The sequence below is a fragment of the Aeromonas sp. 600886 genome, assembly GCF_049174935.1.
GTDB classification, from domain to species: Bacteria; Pseudomonadota; Gammaproteobacteria; order Enterobacterales; family Aeromonadaceae; genus Aeromonas; species Aeromonas veronii_A.
In genome coordinates, this window is the sequence record NZ_JAAKUB010000007.1 from 124878 (window position 1) to 146853 (window position 21976).

The 21976-nt window shown below is 60.1% G+C and carries 15 protein-coding genes; 8 read left to right on the forward strand and 7 right to left on the reverse strand.

Features of this window, described 5'->3' with window-relative positions:
- Positions 1–2 precede the first annotated feature (2 nt).
- From G5179_RS07900 to nadK, 5 genes are all read right to left on the reverse strand, one after another.
- Positions 3–1976, reverse strand: a complete 1974-nt coding sequence (locus tag G5179_RS07900; protein WP_421258156.1) for a MacB family efflux pump subunit — start codon at positions 1974–1976, stop codon at positions 3–5.
- Positions 1973–3136 carry a macrolide transporter subunit MacA gene (gene macA / locus G5179_RS07905; RefSeq protein ID WP_421258157.1) on the reverse strand — a complete coding sequence of 388 codons (1164 nt, stop codon included), beginning with the start codon at positions 3134–3136 and terminating at the stop codon, positions 1973–1975. Before macA ends, G5179_RS07900 begins: the two co-directional genes overlap by 4 nt.
- 250 nt (positions 3137–3386) lie before the next feature.
- Entirely contained in the window at positions 3387–4277 is an 891-nt protein-coding gene (locus G5179_RS07910) for a manganese-dependent inorganic pyrophosphatase (RefSeq protein ID WP_323874835.1), read from the reverse strand.
- Between the two features lie 348 nt (positions 4278–4625).
- A complete protein-coding gene (gene recN, locus G5179_RS07915) occupies positions 4626–6290 on the reverse strand; it encodes a DNA repair protein RecN (RefSeq protein ID WP_227340913.1) in 1665 nt (554 codons plus the stop codon).
- Between the two features lie 250 nt (positions 6291–6540).
- Positions 6541–7425 (reverse strand): NAD(+) kinase, encoded by an 885-nt coding sequence (gene nadK / locus G5179_RS07920; protein ID WP_005338038.1) that lies wholly within the window; start codon positions 7423–7425, stop codon positions 6541–6543.
- Positions 7426–7716: 291 nt separating this feature from the next.
- On the opposite strand from nadK, the gene grpE reads away from it, so the two are divergent.
- From grpE to dnaJ, 3 genes are all read left to right on the forward strand, one after another.
- Positions 7717–8292, forward strand: coding sequence for a nucleotide exchange factor GrpE (grpE, locus tag G5179_RS07925; RefSeq protein WP_005338036.1), 576 nt, complete (start codon positions 7717–7719; stop codon positions 8290–8292).
- A gap of 298 nt (positions 8293–8590) precedes the next feature.
- On the forward strand, positions 8591–10519 hold the full coding sequence (gene dnaK, locus G5179_RS07930) for a molecular chaperone DnaK (protein ID WP_103422676.1): 1929 nt from the start codon (positions 8591–8593) through the stop codon (positions 10517–10519).
- Between the two features lie 101 nt (positions 10520–10620).
- A complete protein-coding gene (gene dnaJ / locus G5179_RS07935; protein ID WP_216954258.1) occupies positions 10621–11763 on the forward strand; it encodes a molecular chaperone DnaJ in 1143 nt (380 codons plus the stop codon).
- 113 nt (positions 11764–11876) lie between these two features.
- Here the strand turns inward: dnaJ and mgtE are convergent, their stop codons facing one another.
- Positions 11877–13256 (reverse strand): magnesium transporter, encoded by a 1380-nt coding sequence (gene mgtE, locus G5179_RS07940; protein WP_216954257.1) that lies wholly within the window; start codon positions 13254–13256, stop codon positions 11877–11879.
- A gap of 1192 nt (positions 13257–14448) precedes the next feature.
- On the opposite strand from mgtE, the gene G5179_RS07945 reads away from it, so the two are divergent.
- From G5179_RS07945 to G5179_RS07965, 5 genes are all read left to right on the forward strand, one after another.
- Entirely contained in the window at positions 14449–15954 is a 1506-nt protein-coding gene (locus G5179_RS07945) for a carbohydrate porin (protein WP_421258158.1), read from the forward strand.
- A 115-nt stretch (positions 15955–16069) separates the two neighbouring features.
- Complete coding sequence (locus G5179_RS07950) at positions 16070–17026, forward strand: aminoimidazole riboside kinase (protein ID WP_421258159.1); 957 nt, start codon at positions 16070–16072, stop codon at positions 17024–17026.
- An 83-nt stretch (positions 17027–17109) separates the two neighbouring features.
- Positions 17110–18474, forward strand: a complete 1365-nt coding sequence (locus G5179_RS07955; protein ID WP_421258160.1) for a sucrose-specific PTS transporter subunit IIBC — start codon at positions 17110–17112, stop codon at positions 18472–18474.
- Positions 18474–19889, forward strand: coding sequence for a glycoside hydrolase family 32 protein (locus tag G5179_RS07960; RefSeq protein ID WP_421258161.1), 1416 nt, complete (start codon positions 18474–18476; stop codon positions 19887–19889). Before G5179_RS07955 ends, G5179_RS07960 begins: the two co-directional genes overlap by 1 nt.
- 27 nt (positions 19890–19916) lie before the next feature.
- On the forward strand, positions 19917–20927 hold the full coding sequence (locus tag G5179_RS07965) for a substrate-binding domain-containing protein (protein WP_100646367.1): 1011 nt from the start codon (positions 19917–19919) through the stop codon (positions 20925–20927).
- A gap of 92 nt (positions 20928–21019) precedes the next feature.
- Here the strand turns inward: G5179_RS07965 and G5179_RS07970 are convergent, their stop codons facing one another.
- Positions 21020–21748, reverse strand: a complete 729-nt coding sequence (locus G5179_RS07970; RefSeq protein WP_201990472.1) for an MgtC/SapB family protein — start codon at positions 21746–21748, stop codon at positions 21020–21022.
- Between the last annotated feature and the right edge of the window lie 228 nt (positions 21749–21976).

Here is a 21976-nt window from a genome sequence, read left to right on the forward strand (position 1 = left end):
TGTTATTCCCTCGCCAGTGCGACAACAGGGTCGAGCCGAGCCGCATTGCGTGCCGGCAGGTAACCAAACAGGATCCCGATGAGTGACGAGCAGCCAAAGGCCATCAGGATGGAGAAGAGCGAGAACTGCATCTTGATGGAGTCCACCAGCAGTGAAAAGAGCGCGCCAATGCCTAGCGATAGGCCGACGCCGAAGATCCCCCCCAGCAGGCTCACCATCACGGCTTCAATCAGGAACTGCTGCAGAATATCTGACTGGCGGGCGCCCACGGCCATGCGAATGCCGATCTCGCGGGTGCGTTCGACCACCGACACCAGCATGATGTTCATCACGCCCACCCCGCCGACGATCAGCGAGATCACCGCGATGGCCGAGACCATCAAGGTCATGGTGGCGGTGGTTTTCTCCACCGATTTGATGATGCTGTCGCTACTGAAGGTGAAGAAATCCTTCACCCCGTGACGCTTGGTGATCAACTCGATCACCGCCTGCTCGGCCAGTGCCGGTTGTACCCCGTCTTTGACCCGGATGGTGATCTGGCTGAAGTGGTGCTGCGAGATGAGGCGACTCATCACCGCGCTGTAGGGCAGCCAGATATTGACTGACTGGCTGGTGGGGCCAAAGCCGGTCTCCTGCGAAACCACCCCGACAATCCGCACCGGCAAGGTGCCGACCAGTACTACCTTGCCTACAGGATCCTCCTTGCCAAGCAGACTGGTAATACTCTTTTTGTCCACCACGGCGACGGCGGCACGCTGCTGGATATCTTGCCACTCCAGTAAGCGACCACTGACCAGCGTCATCCCTTTCACCTTGAAATAATCGTTACCGACCCCGGTCACGTTGCCGCTGTTGGTCTTGTTGCGGTAGCGCAACTGGCCGGAGCTGCCGATCTCGGGGCTGGCGCCCGCAAGATAGGGTTGCCCCAACAGGGCATCGAGATCCCCCTTGTTGAGGGTCTGGATGCTGGCCATCTTCTCATCGCCCCATCCTTTACCCGGGAAGATTTCGATGGTGTTGGTGCCCATCGCATTGATCTGGTCGATCACCTTGGCGCGCGCCCCCTGACCAAGAGCGACCACGCTCACCACGGCGGCGATACCGATGATGATGCCGAGCATGGTGAGGAAGGTGCGCATCCGGTGGGCGAGCATGGCATGGATCGCCATCCGTCCCGCTTCCCGATAACGATCCCAGTCGTGGCCCTTGGCGCCTGTAGTGGGCTCTATTTTTTGAGGGGCTACAGCGGTGGCTGGAGCCAACACGGCCGTTTGGCAGGGGCCGCTATCTTGTTCAATCCGACCATCCTTGAGAGTGATGATCCGGTCGGCATGGCTGGCCACGTTCATATCGTGGGTGACCAGAATGATGGTATGGCCCTGAGCGTGCAGCTCCTTGAGGATCGCCATCACCTCCTTGCCGCTCTGGCTATCCAGTGCGCCGGTCGGTTCATCGGCGAGGATCACTTCGCCGCCATTGGCCAGCGCCCGGGCGATACTGACCCGCTGCTGCTGACCGCCGGAGAGTTGGCCCGGGGTATGGTGGCTGCGATCGGCCAGACCCAGTCTGCCCAGCAGCTGACGCGCACGTGCCTGGCGATCCGGGCGACTGGTGCCAGCATAGACGGCTGGGATCTCCACGTTGGCGGCGGCATCGAGGTGGGGCAGCAGGTGGTAGCGCTGAAAGATAAAGCCGAAGTGGTGGCAGCGCAGTCGGGCCAGCGCCAACGCATCCATGGTGGCGGTGTCCTGACCGCGAAACAGGTACTGGCCGCCGCTCGGGCTATCCAGACAACCCAGCAGGTTCATCAGGGTCGACTTACCGGAGCCGGACGCGCCGACAATGGCGATCATCTCTCCTGCCGTGATGGTGAGGTCAAGAGGGTGGAGCACGGTGACTTCGCTGTCGCCGCTCTGGTAGCGTCGCTCGACCCCTTTCAGCTGGATCAACGGCAGCTGGTTCAGGGGCTCACTCATAGCATCACCGCCATCTCATCATTGTCGGCGGGGGCTCCGTGATTGAGCTGCACCTCCTCCTTCTCACTCAGCCCGCTGATCACTTCAATGCGGATCTCGTCCTTCATACCGGTCTTGATATGACGGGTTTCGGTTGTCTCATCGTCATTGATCACGGTGACTTCATACTCGTTGTCCCCCAGCGACTTGCCGAGGGCGGTTTGCGGCACAGTGAGCACCTGCTTGCGCTCGCCGAGCACTATGGTCACCTGGGTGGTCATTGCCACCCGCAGGGTATGATCGGGATTGGGCACATCGAACAGGGCGTAGTAGTAAACGGCCGCATTGCTGGTGGTGGTACCTGTGGTGGCCTGATCGTTAATATTGGTAGGCGCTAACTCCACGGCGCGAAGGGTACCCTGATAGCGGGTATCCGGATCGCCGATCAGGGTGAAATAGACCGGCATGCCGGCTTTGACCTTGGTGACATCAGCTTCGGAGATCTGCGCCTTGACCGTCATGGTCTCGAGGTTGGCCAGCTTGAGCACGGTCGGCACCGTCTGGCTGGCAGCCAGGGTCTGGCCCTGACGGGTCACAATGCTGATGACGGTGCCATCCATCGGCGCCAGGATCTTGGTGTAGCCCAGCTCGGTCTTGGCCCGATCAACCTTGATCAGGGCATTGTCGATATTGGCCTGGCTGTTTTGCAGTTCGGCGCGGGTGACCGCCAGCAGTGCTTCGGCACTCTCCAGATCGGCCCGTGAGCTCGCCTCCTGCTTGAACATCTGCTGCTGGCGCCGCCAGGCGAGCTCGTTCTGTTTGAGTTGTGCCTGCTTGATCTTGAGCTGGGCGCGGTTGCTGGCAAGCTCCGCCTCGGCCGTCTTGAGGTTGTTCTGGGCAATCAGGGGATCGATCTCGGCCAGCAGGTCTCCCTGCTTGACCTGATCACCAGCCTCGACGGCCAGCTTGGTAACCTGACCGGAGACCTGGGCCCCCACATCCACCTGCTCCACGGCCTGCAGCACACCACTGGCCAGCACGGTCTGGGCAATATCCTCGCGGGTCACCTGAGCGGTTAGCATCGCCTTGGGTGGTTGACTGGGCCAGAGCAGCCAGCCGATGAGTACCACGGCGATCAGCATGGTGATGGCCAGGGTTCTCTGCTTGGGGGTTATGTTCATCGATCACCTGAATGGAAACGGAAAAGGTTGTGCGCGGCGATTATCCTGCAGCAAAGCCCTGATAAATAACAGCCGCAAATATGTAAGCAAAGTTATGGCGTTAACTGTCAATAAGCCGAGAAAGGAGTAAGCGATAGACCGCAGTCGTGAGCAAGATGGTCAACAAGAGGGTGGGGAGTGCGGCTGGCGGTGGCGATGAAAAAGCCCTGCGCAGAGGCAGGGCTTTGGAATAGGTGATGGCGAGGGAGGATCAGGCCTTGGCCAGCAGATCCATCACCCAGGGCAGACCCTGCTTCTTGCGGCTGACAAAGCCCGGGTGGTAGCTGGACTCTGCCGGTACTTTCGGGTGTGCAGTAAAGTAGATGCGGCTGGCTGCGGCCGTCAGGTCAGTCACCATCAGCACGAAGAAGTCGAGCCCTTCGCCTTCAACACGGTGTGCCATCTCTTGCAGCAGAGTGTCAATCTGGTCGGCAAGCTGTTGTTCGCTGCCCACTTCAATCTGGCTCATGATGAAGTTCAGACCTTCGGCCTGGAATGCTTTCTCATCCTGCTGCAGCAACTGCGCAGGAGTGAGGCCGCTCAGGTCGGTTTTTGCCATCAGCAGCTGTTGACCGAACTCGGCCAGCGATACTTCGGCCAGCGGTGCCAGACGCTCACAAGCGATCTTGTCCTGCTCGGTGGTGGTCGGCGAGGTGAGACAGAGGGTGTCGCTCATGATGGCACCCAGCATCAGGCGAGCCTGGCTGCGGGTCACGGTGCCTTGCTGGCTCAGCAGATCGAAGGCGATGGTGCAGGTGCAGCCGACGGCCCGGATCCAGGCATCCAGCGGAGACTGGGTGACCAGAGTGCCGAGACGGTGGTGATCCACCAGACCCAATACATTGGCTTGTGCCAGTGTGGCGGGGCCCTGTTCCAGATCACTGAAATCCACCAGCCAGACATTTTCACCGGTCAGATCTTTGGTCAGCAACTCGGGTTCGCTGACGCCAGCCTGCTCCAGAATAAAACGGGTTTCGGTGCGCAGGTCACCCAAACGCCATGGGGTGGCCTGACGGCCCTGGCCATTGAGCCAGTCGGTGATAACCAGCGCACTGCAGATACTGTCGCTATCAGGATTCTTGTGACCAAAAACGTGGATCATAGACAAAGCCTCACAATTGGATACCCATAAAGGGGGGCAACACTATGCGAAATCCGCCACATGAAGGCAACCGGATCCACGCCCATGTTGCTGCCAGCTTCGCCTAACTCGCCATTTTATTGATCTGGGTCGGTAATCCTGACGCGAGTTCGGTTCTCACAGTTGGCTATTGGCTATTGGCTATTGGCTATTGGCTATTGGCTATTGGCTATTGGCTATTGGCTATTGGCTATTGGCTATTACTGACTGCGCAGGCCATAGCTCTCGCCTGTGCCTGTGCCTGCGCAGTCAGCATGTTCTGTCAGCGCTATCAGTCGCCATCGCTGCAAATGGGCTTTATTGCCTGATTCAGCGACGCAGCAGCTCGCGAGCATTGGCCAGGGTGTTGTCGGTGATCTGGTCACCACCGAGCAGGCGCGCCAGCTCATTGAGACGGGCATTCTGGTCGAGCGAATCCATCCGGGTTTCGGTGGTTTTGCCATCGGTATGCTTGCTCACCACCATATGCTGGTGGCCGTTGCCTGCCACCTGAGGCAAGTGAGTGACCACCATCACCTGGGTTGACTCGCCGAGCTGGCGCAGCAGGCGACCCACCACGGCGGCAGTTGGGCCGCTGATCCCCACATCCACTTCATCGAAAATCAGGGTCGGAGTGGAGACCTTGCGGGCGCTGATCACCACGATGGCAAGGCTGATACGCGACAGTTCACCGCCGGAGGCCACCTTGCCAAGCGGCTGGATCGGTTGGCCCGGGTTGGTGGTGACCATAAATTCCACCCGATCTATACCCAGCGGAGAGAGGCTGCTCTGGGCATCGGGGCGCACCTCGATGGCAAAGCGGCCATCGGGCATCGCCAGTTCGTGCATGCTGCTGGTTACCTTGGCGCCCAGCTCCTGGGCGTAACGCTGACGGCTCTGACTCAGGGCTTCGGCGGCCTGGACAAAAGCCTGACGGGCCTCGGCCAGCTCATCTTCCATCCCCTCTAACCGCTCTTCATCGGAGTTGAGGCGAGCAAGATCAGAGGCCAGCTCCTGATGGTACTGAGCCAGATCCGCCGGTTTGACGTGGTGCTTGCGGGCCAGATTGATCGCCTTGGAGAGGCGAGCTTCCAGCTCGTTGAACCGCTCGGGATCCAGCTCCAGCCGATCGAGGTAGCTGCGCAGCTCGCTGTGGCTCTCCTGCACCCCGATCAGTGCTTCGTTAAGCATCTCCAGTACCGGGGTGAGGCGGCTGTCCATGCTGACCAGCCCCTCGGCACGATCGACGGCTGATTGCAGCAGCCCTGCGATAGTGGTCTCTTCGTTGTCATAGAGCAGGTCGAGGCAAGCCCCGCACTCCTGCATCAGCTCGGTGCCGTTGGCCAGACGCTGGTGCTCCTCTTCTATCTCTTCGAACTCCCCTGGTTGCAGGGCGAATTCGTCTAGCTCTTGCACCTGATACTCGATCAGCTGGCGGCGGGCTTCCCGCTGCTGCTGCTCGGCCTTGAGCCGGTTCAGCTCGTTTTGCAGTTGACGCCACTGCTGATAGTGCTGGCGCACCTCATCGAGCAGCAGATGGTGGCCGGCGTAGCCGTCGAGCAGGGCGAGCTGGTAGTCGGGTTTGAGCAGCATCTGGTGGGCATGCTGACCGTGTACGTTGACCAGCAGCTGACCCAGATTCTTGAGCTGGGTGAGGGGGACGGGCACGCCGTTGATATAGCTGCGTGAGCGGCCCTCGGCAGAGATGACTCGCCGCACGATACACTCACCTTCGTTTTCCAGTTCGTTGGTGGCGAGCCAGGCGCGGGCGGCCGGGTTGTTGTCCAGCAGGAAGCGGGCGCTGACCTCGCTTTTGTCGCTATCGGGTCGCACCATGCCGGCTTCGGCCCGCTCTCCAAGGCAGAGACCGAGAGCGTCGATGGCGATGGATTTACCGGCACCGGTCTCACCTGTGATGCAGGTCATGCCCGGTTGCAGATCGAGTTCGAGAAACTTGACGATGGCGAAGTTGTTGACGGTCAGCTGGGTCAGCATGGTCTCATCCTGTATAGGTCAACATTACTGTGTATGCATCCAGTATATACTGGTCTTATATACAGTAAAGAGGGCTCCGTCATTTTTAACAAAGGAAAGCCGCGCCAGTGCGGTATGGCTATGAAAATGCGGTACTGACTATTGGGACGCGGTACGGATATGAGAGTGCAGGGGACGTTGCCACGACAGAAAAGAGAAGGGCGCCAATTCAGGCGCCCTCTCTGGCAATGCCGTTGTCGGTCAGCGCCGATTAGAACAGCTTGCTGCCCCAGCCGAGCTTGTTGCGCAGCACGTGGAAGTAACTGTAGTCGAGCGGGTGAACCAGATGAAGCTGATGATGGCTCTTCTTGATGAGTATCTCGTCCCCCGGGTGGACCGCCAGCGTCACCTGGCCGTCACAGCTCACCTGCATGGCATCGTCCTGATTGTCCGGCGAGACCAGCAGCCGTACTTCGCTGTCGGCATCGAGCACTATGGGGCGACTGCTCAGGGTGTGCGGGAACATGGGTACCAGCGTGATGGCGTTGAGTTTGGGGGTGAGGATGGCGCCGCCCGCCGACAGGGAGTAGGCGGTCGAGCCCGTCGGGGTGGCCACTATGATGCCGTCCGAGCGCTGGCTATACATAAAGCTGCCATCGATATAGACCTCGAACTCGATCATGTGGGCGATCTTGCCCGGGTGCAGTACCGCCTCGTTGACCGCCAGATTGCTCGACTTGCGCTCGCCGTGGCGATAGACCGAGGCTTCCAGCAGGAAGCGGTGTTCGCTCTTGTAGTGACCGGAAAGCACCTGCTCCAGCGGCAGCAGATAATCCTGCGGCGAGAGATCGGTCAGAAAGCCGAGGTTGCCCCGGTTTACCCCGATCACCGCCACATCGAAGCGCGATAGTACCCGCGCCGCCCCCAGCATGTTGCCGTCGCCGCCCACCACGATGGCGAGATCGGCCTGCTGGCCCAGCTGCACCAGATCCATCACGTTTTCATCGAGGATGCTCAGGGTCTGGGCGACCCGGCTCTCCACCAGTACCCGAAAGCCGCGGGCGGTCAGGTATTGATGCAGGCCGGTCAGCGTCTGGTTGGCCCCCTCATGGTGGGGTTTGCCAATCAGGGCGATGGTTTTGAACGGAGAATCCATAGTCAGTCAGATCTGGGATGGGTATTGCGGGCCAGTATACAGTGCTTTGCTCCGCTTGTGACGCTCTCCCGTGTGAGGGTGCCGGCTATCCCCTTGAGGCTAATGGTTAAACGGTGAGCGGTAACCCGGATAAACCGATGGTTGCAGCTATTCAGCAACCCAGATTGCCCTTTACCCCTTGAAAGCCGGGGATGCATCCCCATAATAGCGCCAACATAGTCGGTCTGTTGTCGTCCGGTCGCTCAACCAGACGTCAGGGCCCTCATAAGTAACCCCGGAATTGGAGATGTCATGAACCACGAAGAGCAAAAGGTTGAAGCGATGGAGCAAGTGGAAGCCCAGCCAGTCGAGCCGACCGATGTAGACAGTGAAGTGACAGCCGAGCAGGCCCGTATTGCCGAACTGGAAGCGCAGCTGGAAACCGCCATCCAAAAAGCGGCGGAAGAGCGTGAACGCGCCCTGCGTACCGCCGCCGAGATGGAGAACCTGCGTCGTCGTACCGAGCTGGATGTGGAGAAGGCGCACAAATTCGCTCTGGAGAAGTTCGCCAATGAACTGCTGCCGGTGCTGGACAACCTTGAGCGTGCAATCGAACTGGCCGACAAGGAGAACGAAGCCCTCAAGCCGATGATCGAAGGTGTCGAGCTGACCCTGAAATCCATGCAGAGCGGCGTGGCCAAGTTTGGTCTGGTGGCGCTCGACCCGATCAACCAGCCGTTTGACCCCAACGCCCATCAGGCGATGAGCATGGTGCCGAGTGCCGATGTGGCGCCGAACACCGTGATCGCCGTAATGCAGAAGGGCTATGACCTCAACGGTCGGGTGATCCGTCCGGCCATGGTGATGATCGCCAAAGCGGTCGACTGATTGGCTGTGGGTGCCCGAGCCCGCCCTGTGGCGGGCTTTTTGTTTCGCAGTGCAGCACCTGTTCATCTTGCCCGGTTTTACGGCTCAACGTGACCGCGCAACCATGACAAAAGGTGTGGTTTTTTAGGGTTGGGGCTTGAAGCTGCGTCTGGCGACCCCATATAGGTAGCAAGGCCGCGGCGGCACAAAAAATTTGATGCCGGGAGCTTGAAAGCCAGATTGGCTGCCCCCACCTAGCCGTTAACGCATTAAGGCGAGTTCCTCGCCAGTTTATTCAAAGTATTTGGAGATTCGTCAAATGGGTAAAATCATCGGTATTGACCTGGGTACTACCAACTCCTGCGTCGCTATTCTGGATGGCGACACTGCTCGCGTGATCGAGAACGCAGAAGGCGATCGTACTACTCCGTCCATCATTGCCTATGCCGATGATGGCGAGATCCTGGTTGGTCAGCCGGCCAAGCGTCAGGCCATCACCAACCCGAAAAACACCCTGTTCGCCATCAAGCGTCTGATCGGCCGTCGTTTTGAAGATGACGAAGTGCAGCGTGACCTGAAAATCATGCCGTACGCCATTGCCAAGGCCGACAACGGTGACGCTTGGGTTGAGGTGAAGGGCAAGAAAATGGCACCGCCGCAGATCTCTGCCGAAGTGCTGAAAAAGATGAAAAAGACCGCCGAAGACTACCTGGGCGAGCCGGTAACCGAAGCAGTTATCACTGTTCCGGCATACTTCAACGACGCCCAGCGTCAGGCCACCAAGGATGCCGGTCGCATCGCCGGTCTGGATGTTAAGCGCATCATCAACGAACCGACTGCAGCTGCTTTCGCTTACGGCGTAAACAAGGTCAAGGGCGAGCGCAAGGTTGCCGTGTATGACCTGGGTGGCGGTACTTTCGATATCTCCATCATCGAGATCGACGAAGTCGAAGGCGAAACCACCTTCGAAGTACTGGCGACCAACGGTAACACCCACCTGGGTGGTGAAGACTTCGACAACCGCGTCATCAACTACCTGGTTGACGAGTTCAAGCGTGAGCAGGGCATCGACCTGCGCAACGACCAGCTGGCTCTGCAGCGTCTGAAAGATGCCGCCGAGAAAGCCAAAATCGAGCTCTCTTCTGCCCAGCAGACCGACGTCAACCTGCCGTACATCACTGCAGATGCCACCGGTCCGAAGCACATGAACATCAAGGTGACCCGCGCCAAGCTGGAATCCCTGGTAGAAGACATGGTGAAGGACTCTCTGGAGCCGGTTCGTGTTGCCCTGAAAGACTCCGGTCTGGCAGTTGGCGAGATCGACGACGTGATTCTGGTTGGTGGTCAGACCCGTATGCCGCTGGTTCAGAAGACCGTTGCCGAGTTCTTTGGCAAAGAGCCGCGTAAAGACGTCAACCCGGACGAAGCCGTGGCCATGGGTGCTGCCATCCAGGGCGCCGTACTGTCCGGTGACAAGACCGACGTACTGCTGCTGGACGTTACCCCGCTCTCCCTGGGTATCGAAACCATGGGTAGCGTGATGACTGCGCTGATCGAGAAGAACACCACCATCCCGACCAAGAAGTCCCAGGTGTTCTCCACTGCCGAAGACAACCAGTCTGCCGTGACCATTCACGTGCTGCAGGGTGAGCGCAAGCGCGCCAGCGACAACAAGTCTCTGGGCCAGTTCAACCTGGAAGGCATCCGTCCTGCACCGCGTGGTCTGCCGCAGATCGAAGTGACCTTCGACATCGATGCCAACGGTATCCTGCACGTCTCTGCGAAAGACAAAGAGACCAACAAAGAGCAGAAGATCACCATCCAGGCCTCCTCTGGTCTGTCTGATGACGAGATCGAGCGCATGGTACGCGAAGCCGAAGCCAACGCGGCCGAGGACAAGAAGTTTGAAGAGCTGGTACAGGCTCGCAACCAGGCTGATGGTCTGGTCCACTCCGTACGCAAGCAGATCACCGAAGCCGGTGAAGCCCTGCCTGCCGACGACAAGACCAAGATCGAAGCTGCTCTGAGCGAGCTGGAAGCGGCCATCAAGGGTGACGACAAGGCTGCCATCGAAGCCAAACAGCAGGCCCTGCTGGAAGCGTCCCAGAAGCTGATGGAAATTGCCCAGCAGCAGGCTCAGGCCCAGGGTGCAGCCGGTGCTGATGCCGGTCAGTCCTCTTCTTCTGCCAAGGCTGACGATGACGTAGTCGACGCCGAGTTCGAAGAAGTGAAAGACGACAAGAAGTAAGCCCTACCCAGATGGGCGAAGCAGGCTTCGCCCATCGGCTTGGTCAATGAATTCACGGGCGTTGGGTAACCAACGCCCGTCTGCGTAACCACAGGATGAGTATGTCGAAGCGCGATTTCTACGAAGTACTGGGTGTGGCGAAAGATGCCGACGATCGCGAGATCAAGAAGGCGTACAAGCGCCTGGCCATGAAGTATCACCCGGATCGTAACCAGGGTGATGCCGCATCCGAAGAGAAGTTCAAAGAGGTCAAGGAAGCCTACGAGGTCCTGACCGATGCCAACCTGCGTGCCCGTTACGACCAGTACGGCCATGCCGGTGTCGACCCGAGCCAGGGTGGCGGTGGCCACGGTGGCTTTGGCGGCGGTGCCGACTTCGCCGACATGTTTGGTGACGTATTCGGTGACATCTTCGGCGGTGGCCGTGGTGGTGCCCGTCGTGGCCCGGCCCGTGGCTCCGACCTGCGTTACACCATGGAGCTGACGCTGGAAGAGGCGGTACGCGGGGTCTCCAAGGAGATCAAGGTGCCGACTCTGGTCCACTGCGAAGTCTGTAACGGCTCCGGTGCCCACACCGGCAGCAGTGCCCAGACCTGCCCGACCTGCCACGGCTCCGGCCAGGTGCAGATGCGTCAGGGCTTCTTCGCGGTGCAGCAGGCGTGTCCGCACTGTCACGGTCGCGGCAAGATCATCAAGGATCCGTGCCGCAAGTGCCACGGTGAAGGTCGCTACCAGCGCACCAAGACCCTGTCGGTGAAAATTCCGGCGGGTGTCGATACCGGCGACCGCATCCGTCTCTCCGGTGAAGGGGAAGCGGGGGAAGCGGGAGCTCCGGCAGGGGATCTCTACGTACAGGTGCACGTCAAAGAGCACGAGATCTTCGTGCGTGACGGCAACAACCTCTACTGCGAAGTGCCCATCAGCTTCACCGCAGCTGCCCTGGGTGGCGAGATTGAAGTGCCGACCCTGGATGGCCGCGTCAAGCTCAAGGTCACTCCGGAGACCCAGACTGGCAAGATGTTCCGCATGCGTGGCAAGGGCGTGAAGTCAGTACGCTCCGGTCAGGTAGGGGATCTGATGTGCAAGGTGGTGATCGAGACTCCGGTCAACCTCACCGAGCAGCAGAAAGAGCTGCTGCGCCAGCTGGACGAATCCTTCAGCGGTGCCGCTGCCAAGACCCACAAGCCGAAATCGGAAGGCTTCTTCGAAGGGGTGAAACGCTTCTTCGACGATCTGACCAAGTGATGGCATAGACCCGTGTCGATATAAAGAGAGAGGGAGGCGTGATGCCTCCCTCTCTTTTATCTTGAACTATCGGAGATGGCGGTGGTTTGGCTGCCCCCATCTGCTGTGCGCTGTCAGGCAGCAGCCAGTGACCCACCGAGGAAGGCATAGGCGAAACCAAAATAGATCAGCACGCCCAACAGATCCATGATCGAGGTGAGCATGGGGGAGCTGAGGGTTGCCGGATCAGTCCCCATCTTCCGTGCGGCAAACGGCAGGACCAGACCAAGCAGGCTGCCAACCACAGTCACCGTCATGGCAGAGAGGCTGACAATCATGACGATGTCCCAGCCGATGCTCTTGCTCCAGAATGCCATCACCCCTTCCAGCAGGGCGACACCCAGCCCCAGAGCCATTGCGACGGGCAGATCGCGCCGCAGCACGAAAAAGAAGTCACGCATGCTCAGCTTGATCTGACCCATGCCCATTGCCCGGATCACCAAGGTGGCCGACTGGCTGCCCGAGTTGCCCCCCATGTCGATAATAGGGGCAATAAAGGCTGCGAGGATCAGTACTTCGCTGATGAGTTCTTCCTGAGCGGCGACCAGATTGCTGGTCAGTATGCCGAATACGGTCAAGACCGCCAGCCAGAAGAATCGGGCGCTGAACATGTTAAAGGTGCTGGATGCGCGAAGATCAAGTTCGGGACCTCCCAGCGCAGCCGTACCACCGAAGCGGGCAATCCGGTTGGCATCTTCCTCTTCGGCAACATCCATTGCATCATCCACGGTCACCATGCCGAGCAACTGCTGATCCTGATTCAATACGGGGAGGGCCAGCAGGTTGTAACGGGCGATCATCTCCGCGGCTTCGCCTTTGGGGGCATCGGCCTGAATACTCACCAGCTCGCGCTGCATAATGGCCGAGATGGGGGTTTTGCTGTCGGCGAGAAACAGTTCGCGCAGGGAGACAACCCCGATGAGGCGGCGCATTTCATCCACGACATACAGGGTATAGATGCTCTCCCTGTCGGCAGCAGTGCTGCGCAGCCGTTGCAGCCCCTCTCCCACAGTGATGTCAGCCGTCAGGCTGGCACAATCCGAGCTCATGATGGAGCCGACGAGGTTTTCCGGGTAAGAGGCCAACCGTTGCGTATCCTCACGTTCTTCATCTGTCATCGCATCGAGCAGGGTCTGGCGCAAGGCTGCGGGCAGACGATTGTAGAGATCGGCTCTGTCATCGGGGGATAGGCGGGTACACAACTCCTCCAATTGGGGCTTGGCCATGGAACGTACCAGGCTGGCCTGAATATCGCTGGGCAGATGGCGGAAGATGCGTGCGGCACGCAATGCAGGAACCAGATTGAGAAAGGTATGAATATGTTTATCTGTCAGGCGGTTTATCGCTTGTGCCAGATCGACCTCATGAATATTCAGGCTGAGACTCTGGATCCCCATACGATCCTTGTTTTGCAGCAGTACATACAGTTGTTGGTGAATATCTTGGTATTGCATTTATATATCCTTTAATACATCAGCCTGGAAAATAGAAAATAGAATTCCGACTGACATCACATCAGCAAAAATAGATAAGGAAATAACGCCCGAAAATTAATCCGGACTAGTCGCCGATACCGGCTCCAGGGTCAGGGTCCATGACACACCTCCTGATTGATGTAAAGAATCGTCATATGCTTACCCGTCAATAGCCACGCATGGGGAATGAACAGGTGTTGCACTCGGCACAAGTAAATGAAGGTGGAGCGGATCGCGGGACGGTCGTCGCCCGGCTAGCGGCTGTTGCCATCTCCCATGCCACCTTGTCAAAAGCCTTGTGGCTACTGACCTGCAGCGATAGAGGTTCGCCATCGTTGACGCACGCCAGAGGCGGAAAAACATGGCGTGATGAGGTAACAGTGGTAATGACATGGTGACCCTGATATCAGGAGAAGACCCATGCAGGCATTATTTACGCATCCAGTCTGTAGCATTGGATGGCGTCAGTAACAGACATCGAGTGAATACAGGGAAGGAATTGCACTCAGGTGCAAATAAACCGCTCTCCGCATAGTGCGAGATAGCGGCAGAACAATCTGCGGGGATCTCGCGACTCAGGTATTGGCTGACGAGCTCAACAACCTACTGTCATCTGATGAATTGCCCACTGATGGTCTCCGTTATTAATCAATGCTGCGATGCTACTGGAATGGTTCTTATTGGTAAATAATTAATCCACCGCCAGAAACATTTAGAAACATCTTTATTGATATTTTGGTAATTGAACGACAGGAATGTCGCGTATTCAGCCATATCGCATGCGTGATCGGTATTATTTATGCTGCTTTGTAGCCGAACCTGATGGTGTAATGCGTGTAACAATCTCCACCAACAGAATGACGCATAGGGTATGCCGATACTTGGCAGACCCATCGCCAGCACCCTGATCCGGTTGGTGGTGAGGTGACCCCCTTCCTATTCACATTGTCAGGGTCGCTGCTCGCAGAATCGGGATCCGCCTTATTGAGTGGATCCTGATGAGGGATCCTCCTCACAACTCCCGCCAATTCCTGCTGTACAAATGTTATCCCGCTCACACTGTTGCTGAAACGGTTTAGTTGTCATATTGAGTTAGCTAAATTGGTTTAGCTATGCTCTGGCTGTCGATAACAACAGCGCCCGTCCGGGCCACAGATGACAGGTGAGGAAGATGATGATGTTCAAGAGCAAGTTGGCGCTGGCGGTAGCGCTGGGATTGGGGATGAGCAGCCCGCTGTGGGCGGCGCAGGCGAGTATTGCAGGTGAGAGTGTCGAGGCCAGATTGGCGGCGCTGGAGGCGCGGGTACAGGCAGCCGAAGCGAGAGCCGAGGCGGCAGAGAGCCGTGCCAGTCAGGCGGAAGTGAAGGCGAGCGCGGCGAGCGAGCAGGCTCAGGTGGCCGACAACCGCAGCCAGCAGGTGGATGAGAAGACCGCTGGTGCCCAGGGCTTCGAGTTTCACGGCTACGCCCGCTCGGGCCTGTTGGTCAACGGCAATGGCAACGGCGGGCGCGGCGGCCCCTACATCACGCCAGCCGGTTCGGTGGGCGGGGCCGTAGGTCGCCTTGGCAATGAGGATGACACCTATATGGAGGCCAACCTGCTGAAAACCCAGACCTTCGAGGATGGCAGCTGGGCCCGCTACAAGCTGATGCTGGCTGACGGGGTAGAGACCAGCAACGACTGGACTGCCAGCGATTCGAGCCTCAATACCCGTCAGGTGTTTGCCGAGATAGGCAATCTGGCGAGCTTCAACGGCCCCTTCAAGAATGCAGTATTGTGGGCGGGCAAGCGCTTTGATCGGGACAACTTTGACATCCACTGGCTCGATTCCGACGTGGTGTTCCTGGCCGGTACCGGCGGTGGCGTTTACGACGTGCAGCTGGCCGACAGCTGGAAGGTCAACTTCTCCCTCTATGGTCGCGATTACGGCGACATCAGCGCCAGCGGTCTTTCCGATATCGAGAGCTACATCCTCACCATGAACAACCGCGTCGGCAACTGGCAGTGGATGGTGAACGGCCTCTCGGCCAAGGACAATGACGCCCGCATCAATGACAAGGGGGCGGGCAGCGAGGCGGCGGACAAGGGGGCACACACCCTGCTGGCCTACCACGGCGAGAGCTTCTTTGGCCTCAACCCAGGGTTTGCCAAGGCAGCGGTGCTGTACGGTCATGGGCTGGGGGCCGAGGTCAAGGGGCTGGGCTCTGACAGCGAGCTGCTGCCGGACGCCGATGCAGTGCGGGTCGCCGTGTTTGGCGCTACCGATCTCAACTCGCGCTGGCGTTTTGCCCCGGCCCTGCTGGCCGAGCAGAGTCAGGATCGCTACGTGAAAGGGGACGAGTACCGCTGGCTCACCGTCAATACCCGGGTAGCGCAGGTGCTGAGCCAGAACGTCGAGCTGGTCTACGAGGCAGCCTGGCAGTACATGGATCTCGATCCCAAGGGTTACAAGGGCCGCCAGGCGGTGAACGGCAACTTCACCAAGCTCACCTTCGCCCCCACCTTCAAGGCGCAGACCGCCGGTTTCTTCGAACGTCCCGAACTGAGGGTGTTCGCCAGCTGGATGGACTGGTCCTCCGAGCTCGACAACTACGCTAGCGACGATGCCATGGGCCAGAGCAACTTCACCGCCGGTGGCGAGTGGAACTTTGGCGTACAGATGGAAACCTGGTTCTAGTTCGTTATCCCGATCACAAAAATGGCAGTCGGTGCCGAGATCTGTTGGTTGGCTAAAACGGTTTAGCTGATAATGCCAGCCAACAGAACAGAGTTCGGGTTTGACCGAGGATCCGATGCAGCAGTGGAGTAGCAAGGTGACGAATCGAGTGTGGGTAATGGGGGATGCGGTGGTGGACTTGATCCCGGAAGGGGCGTTGCACTACCTCAAGTGTCCGGGTGGCGCGCCCGCCAATGTGGCGGTTGGTGTGGTACGGCTGGGTGGCGATGCGGCCTTTATCGGCCGGGTCGGTGCCGATCCGTTCGGCCGCTTTATGGCCGACACCCTGAGCGGGGAGGGGGTGGATGTGGCCGCGCTGCGGCTCGATCCAGACCATCGCACCTCTACCGTGCTGGTGGCACTGGATGATGAGGGGGAGCGCAGCTTCACCTTTATGGTGCGCCCCAGCGCCGACCAGTTCCTCACCCCGGATGAGTTGCCCCGTTTCGATGCCGGTCAGTGGTTGCTGACCTGCTCCATCGCGCTCGCCAACGAGCCGGTACGCACCAGCTGCCTGCAGGCCATGGCGGCCATCAAGGCGGCAGGCGGGCGGGTCTGCTTCGACCCCAACCTGCGCCCCGAGGTGTGGGGCAACCCCGCCGAGATGCTGCCGCTGGTGCGTCAGGCAATTGCACAGGCGGATGTGGTCAAGCTCTCCATCGAGGAGCTGCAACTGCTGAGCGGCGAGGATGATCTGGCTGCCGGGCTTGCAACTCTCTCTGGCCCGGCGCTGGTGCTGGTGACCCGGGGAGCGGCCGGTGTGGTGGCCCGCCTTGATGGCGAGTTGCTGGAGTGGGTGGGGCAGAAAGTGACGCCCATCGACACCACGGGGGCGGGGGATGCCTTTGTCGCCGGTCTGCTGGCGGCGCTGGCCGGGCGCTCGTCGCTGCCGACGCAGGCCGAGCTGCCCGCCATTCTGGCTCAGGCTCACGGCTGCGGGGCGCTCGCCACCACCGCCAAGGGGGCCATGACGGCGCTGCCGACACGCTCCGAACTGGATGCCTTTTTGCGATCAGACGCAAGCGGCTGTTGAGCTGAGGCTAGAAGCCCGGCTCGACAGCCCCTACTCTCATGTGACAAGGGCCCGCCAGCGTGGCGGGTCATAAGAGGAAGAATATGAATATCAGTGCGATAGCCAAGGATCTGGTGCCCCTGCTCGGGGGCAAGGAGAATATCGTCAGTGCTGCCCACTGCGCCACCCGGCTGCGGTTGGTGCTGGCCGATGACAGCAAGGTAAACAAGGCCGCCATCGACAAGCTGGAGGGGGTCAAAGGGTGCTTTAGCAACGCGGGCCAAATCCAGGTGATCTTCGGCACCGGCTTGGTCAACAAGGTCTATGCGGAGTTTGTGGCGCTGACCGGCGCCGGGACGGCCAGCAAGGCGGAGCTGACCGACATGGCGGCGGCCAAGCTCAACGTGGCCCAGCGGTTGGCGCGAACTCTCTCCAACATCTTCGTGCCGATCATTCCGGCCATCGTCGCCTCAGGTCTGCTGATGGGGCTGCTCGGCATGGTGCGCACCTACGGTTGGGTCAATGCCGACAGCGCCCTGTTTGTGATGCTCGACATGTTCAGCTCGGCGGCCTTTATCATACTGCCGATCCTCATCGGCTTTACTGCGGCGCGGGAGTTTGGCGGCAATCCGTACCTCGGGGCGACCCTTGGCGGCATCCTCACCCACCCGGCGCTGACCAACGCCTGGGGCGTGGCCGGTGGCTTCAAGACCATGGATTTCTTCGGGCTGGATGTGGCCATGATCGGCTATCAGGGCACCGTCTTCCCGGTGCTCTTGGCGGTCTGGTTTATGTCCCATCTGGAGAAACAGCTGCGCAAGCGCATCCCGGATGCGCTGGATCTGATCCTCACGCCGTTCCTGACCGTCATCATCACCGGTTTCGTGGCGCTGCTTTTTATCGGCCCGGCGGGTCGGGTATTGGGGGATGGCATCTCGTTCGGTCTGAGTGCCCTCTATGAGCAGGCGGGCTGGCTGGCGGGGCTGGTGTTTGGCGGCACTTACTCGCTTATCGTCATCACCGGCATCCACCACAGCTTCCATGCCATCGAGGCGGGGTTGTTGGCCAATCCGCAAATTGGCGTCAACTTCCTGCTGCCCATCTGGGCCATGGCCAACGTGGCACAGGGTGGGGCTTGCCTCGCGGTCTACTTCAAGACTCGTGATGTGAAGATCAAGGCCATTACCGTGCCGGCTGCCATGTCCTGCCTGCTGGGCATCACCGAGGCTGCCATCTTCGGGGTGAACCTGCGCTATATCAAACCTTTCCTTGCCGGTCTGTTTGGCGGGGCCTGCGGCGGCGCCTACGTGGTGGCGGCCAAGGTGGGGATGACGGCGGTAGGGCTGACCGGTATTCCCGGCATGGCCATCGTCCAGCCCATGAGCCTTATTCATTACATCATCGGGCTGGTGATCGCCTTTGGTGCCGCCTTCGCAGCCTCCTACCTGCTCAAGTACAAGGTGGAGTGATGAAGGAAAGCGATCTTCTCAACCAGATTGTCCGGTCGCTGCTGGCCGGACAGCTCAAAGCGGCGGCCGATCCCCATCGGCCCCGCTGGCATCTGGCAGCCCCGGTGGGGCTGCTCAACGACCCCAACGGTTTTATCGAGCACGACGGGCGCTACCACCTCTTCTACCAGTGGAACCCGCTTGGCTGCGAGCACCGCAACAAGGGCTGGGGCCATGTCACCTCTACCAATCTGCTGCACTGGCAGCACGAGCCGGTGGCGCTGTTGCCCACCGAAGCCTATGAGAGCCACGGCTGCTATTCGGGCTCTGCGGTGAGCGACGAGCAGGGGCATCTGACCCTTATCTACACCGGCAATGTCAAATACCCGGATGGCAGCCGCACCGCCTATCAGTGTCTGGCCCGCGCCGACTGTGAGGGTAGTTTTGCCAAGCTGGGGCCTGTGCTGGAGCTGCCCGCAGGCTACAGCGGCCATGTGCGCGATCCCAAGGTGTGGCACGACGGCCAGCAGTGGCTGATGGTACTGGGAGCGCGCACCCTGGATGACAATGGGGAAGTGCTGCTCTATCGCGGCGACACACTGCAAAGCTGGCAGCGGGTGGGCCCCATCGCCGGTAGCGGGCGAGGGGGGCTGGGTGAGTTTGGCTATATGTGGGAGTGCCCGGATCTCTTCCCGCTGGGGGAGCGCCATGTGCTGATCAGCTGCCCGCAGGGGATTGCTCCGGCAGGCGAGGATTATCGCAACCTCTACCAGTGCGGCTGGCTGGCGGGCAACTTCGACGGCGAGCGCTTTGAGCACGGGGCTTTCCACGAGCTGGACAGGGGCTTCGAGTTCTATGCCCCCCAGACCACTCAGGACAGTCAGGGTCGCCGCCTTTTGTTCGGCTGGCTGGGGTTGCCGGAGGAGAACGAGATGAGCCAGCCCACGGTCGCTCATGGCTGGATCCACCAGATGAGCTGCCCGCGGGAGCTGTTCTGGCAGGATGAGTGGCTCTGCCAGCGGCCGGTGACGGAGCTGGCGGCATTGAAGGGAGAGTTGACCCGTTTCGAGGGGACGCTTGGCGAGTTTCCGGGGCTGGCCATCGACTCGGCCTGGCTCGATATGGAGCTCTGCGGTGAGGGGAGTCTCTGGTTTGGTGCCGTGGCTGAGCTGGTGTGGCAGCAGGGGCGCATCACCTTGCGGCGCCAGAACTGGCAGAGCAGAGCGTGGGAGACCCGCAGCAGCCCATGGGCTGGCGGGCGGATCACTGTGCTGTGCGATCGCTCCAGTCTGGAGTGCTTCATCGATGAGGGTCGTCACAGCCTGTCGGCGCGCTACTTCCCCGGGGAAAAGCCGCAACTTTCATCAGGTAACGGCGATGATGGCTGCAAAATTTGCCTCAATCACTGGCCGCTGTCGGCATGCCTAGTACAATAGCCCGGTTCTAGTCAGCCGGGAGGCCAGGTGGAGAAAAAGAAACGGATCACGATTGCCCAGATCGCCGAACTGGCGGGGGTGTCCAAGGCGACCGCCAGTCTGGTGCTCAACGGGAAGAGTGCGGAGTACCGGATTGCCGACGATACCCGCAAGCGTATTCAGGCGGTGGCGGAGGAGTGTCACTACCTGCCGAGCTTTCATGCCCGCTCCCTGCGCGAGACCCGCAGCTACACCTGGGGGCTGGTGATCCCCGATCTCACCAACTTCGGTTTTGCCCGCATCGCCCGCGCCCTCGAGGCCCACTGCCGGGAGGCGGGCATTCAGCTGCTGATCGCCTGCTCCGAGGATGATCCCGCCCTTGAGCAGCGGGTGGTGGACAACCTCATCAGCCGCCAGGTGGATGGGCTGATTGTCGCCTCCAGCGGCCACAGCGATGACATCTATGCCCGCATCCACGACCGCCTGCCGGTGGTGCAGCTCGACCGCCATATTGGCGAGTCGCGCCTGCCCATGGTGATCTCCGATGCCTGCAAGGCGACAGCCGAGCTGGTGCGGGACATGGCCAGCGAGTGCGGAGAGGAGATCTACTACTTCGGCGGTTTGCTGGATCTCTCCCCCAGCCGTCACCGGCTGGCGGGCTATGAGCTGGGGCTCCATCGCGCCGGTTTTGAAGCCGATGCTGCCCGGGTGCGCCATCGCGACTACCAGCCGAGCTCCGGTTATCAGCTGATGGCTGAGCTGGTGGCCGAGCTGGGAGCCCCTCCCAGGGGGCTCTTTACCGCCTCCTTTACCCTGCTGGAAGGGGTACTGCGCTACCTCAACGAGGCGGGGTTGATGGAGACAGGGATGCGGCTGTGCACCTTCGACGATCACGACCTGCTCGACTGCATTCCCATGCGAATCGACTCGGTGGCGCAGGATTGTCCGGCGCTGGCCCTCGCCGCTTTCGAGCTGATGCAGCAACTGATTGCGGGCAATCCCCCGGCGCAGACTGCCCAGGTGATCACCCCCAGGGTGCGCTGGCGCAGCCGCCGCTAGCCACTCTTCGCCCATCCCATATGAGAAAGCCCCGCCATTGCTGGCGGGGCTTTTTGCCGTTGGTGGATGGAGCCATGACTCTGATCGACAACTCAATCCGTGGTGCTGGCGCGCCAGAATATCTGCTTGATATGGGGATGAATGCCGAGTTTCACCATCAGGGCGTCGAGCTCGTCACCATCGATGGAGGTAGCCAGCAGCACCGCCGAGATCTCCAGATCCCTCTCGCCAAACGGCTCGATGTCGAGCTCGCTCATGGGATAGTTGGCCTGCTCCAGCATCTCCTCGAGCCAGTGCAGCACCTCCTTCTGATGCTCGCGCGGGGTCAGGGCTGTCACCTTGTAGGTAACTTCTGTGTCCAGATTGTCTACCGGGCGACGGTTGATCTGGTTGACCAGCGGTCTCAGCAGGGTGTTGGCGGCCAGCACGAACAGGGCGCCCAGAATGGCCTCCATGGCGAGCCCGGCGCCACAGGCGGCGCCGACAGCAGCGACACCCCACAGGGTGGCGGCGGTGTTGATGCCACGGATATTGCCCGACTCGCGCATGATGACGCCGGCGCCGAGAAAGCCGATGCCGGAGACAATATAGGCCACCACATGGACCACGTTGTAGTTGCCGCCGTGCAGGTCATAGATTCGCTGGGCCAGGCTGACGAACAGGGCGGCTCCCACGGCGACCAGCACGTTGGTGCGCAGGCCCGCGGTACGTTGGCGGTACTGGCGCTCCAGCCCGACCAGACTGCCGAGCACAAAGGCGAGCAGCAGGCTAGCCAGAGTGTCGAGCAGTGAGAGCATGTCTAGTTGTTGCCACATCTTCATGGCGTACTCCTTCTTATGAAAGCTGGCTTGGCACAATCCATGATGAAACGCCGGGTGGCGGATGGATCAGAGGGGGATTGAGCGGATGGCCAGCAGAAAAACGCAGCGTCCCGGGTTTAGCTTCCGGGGCGCGAGCATCATCAGATGCCCTGACGCTCGGAGAGGACGCAACAAGTGGGGCCAGCGTGGCTGGCCCCTTGAACGGTCGTTAGTGCAGCAGGATGCGCG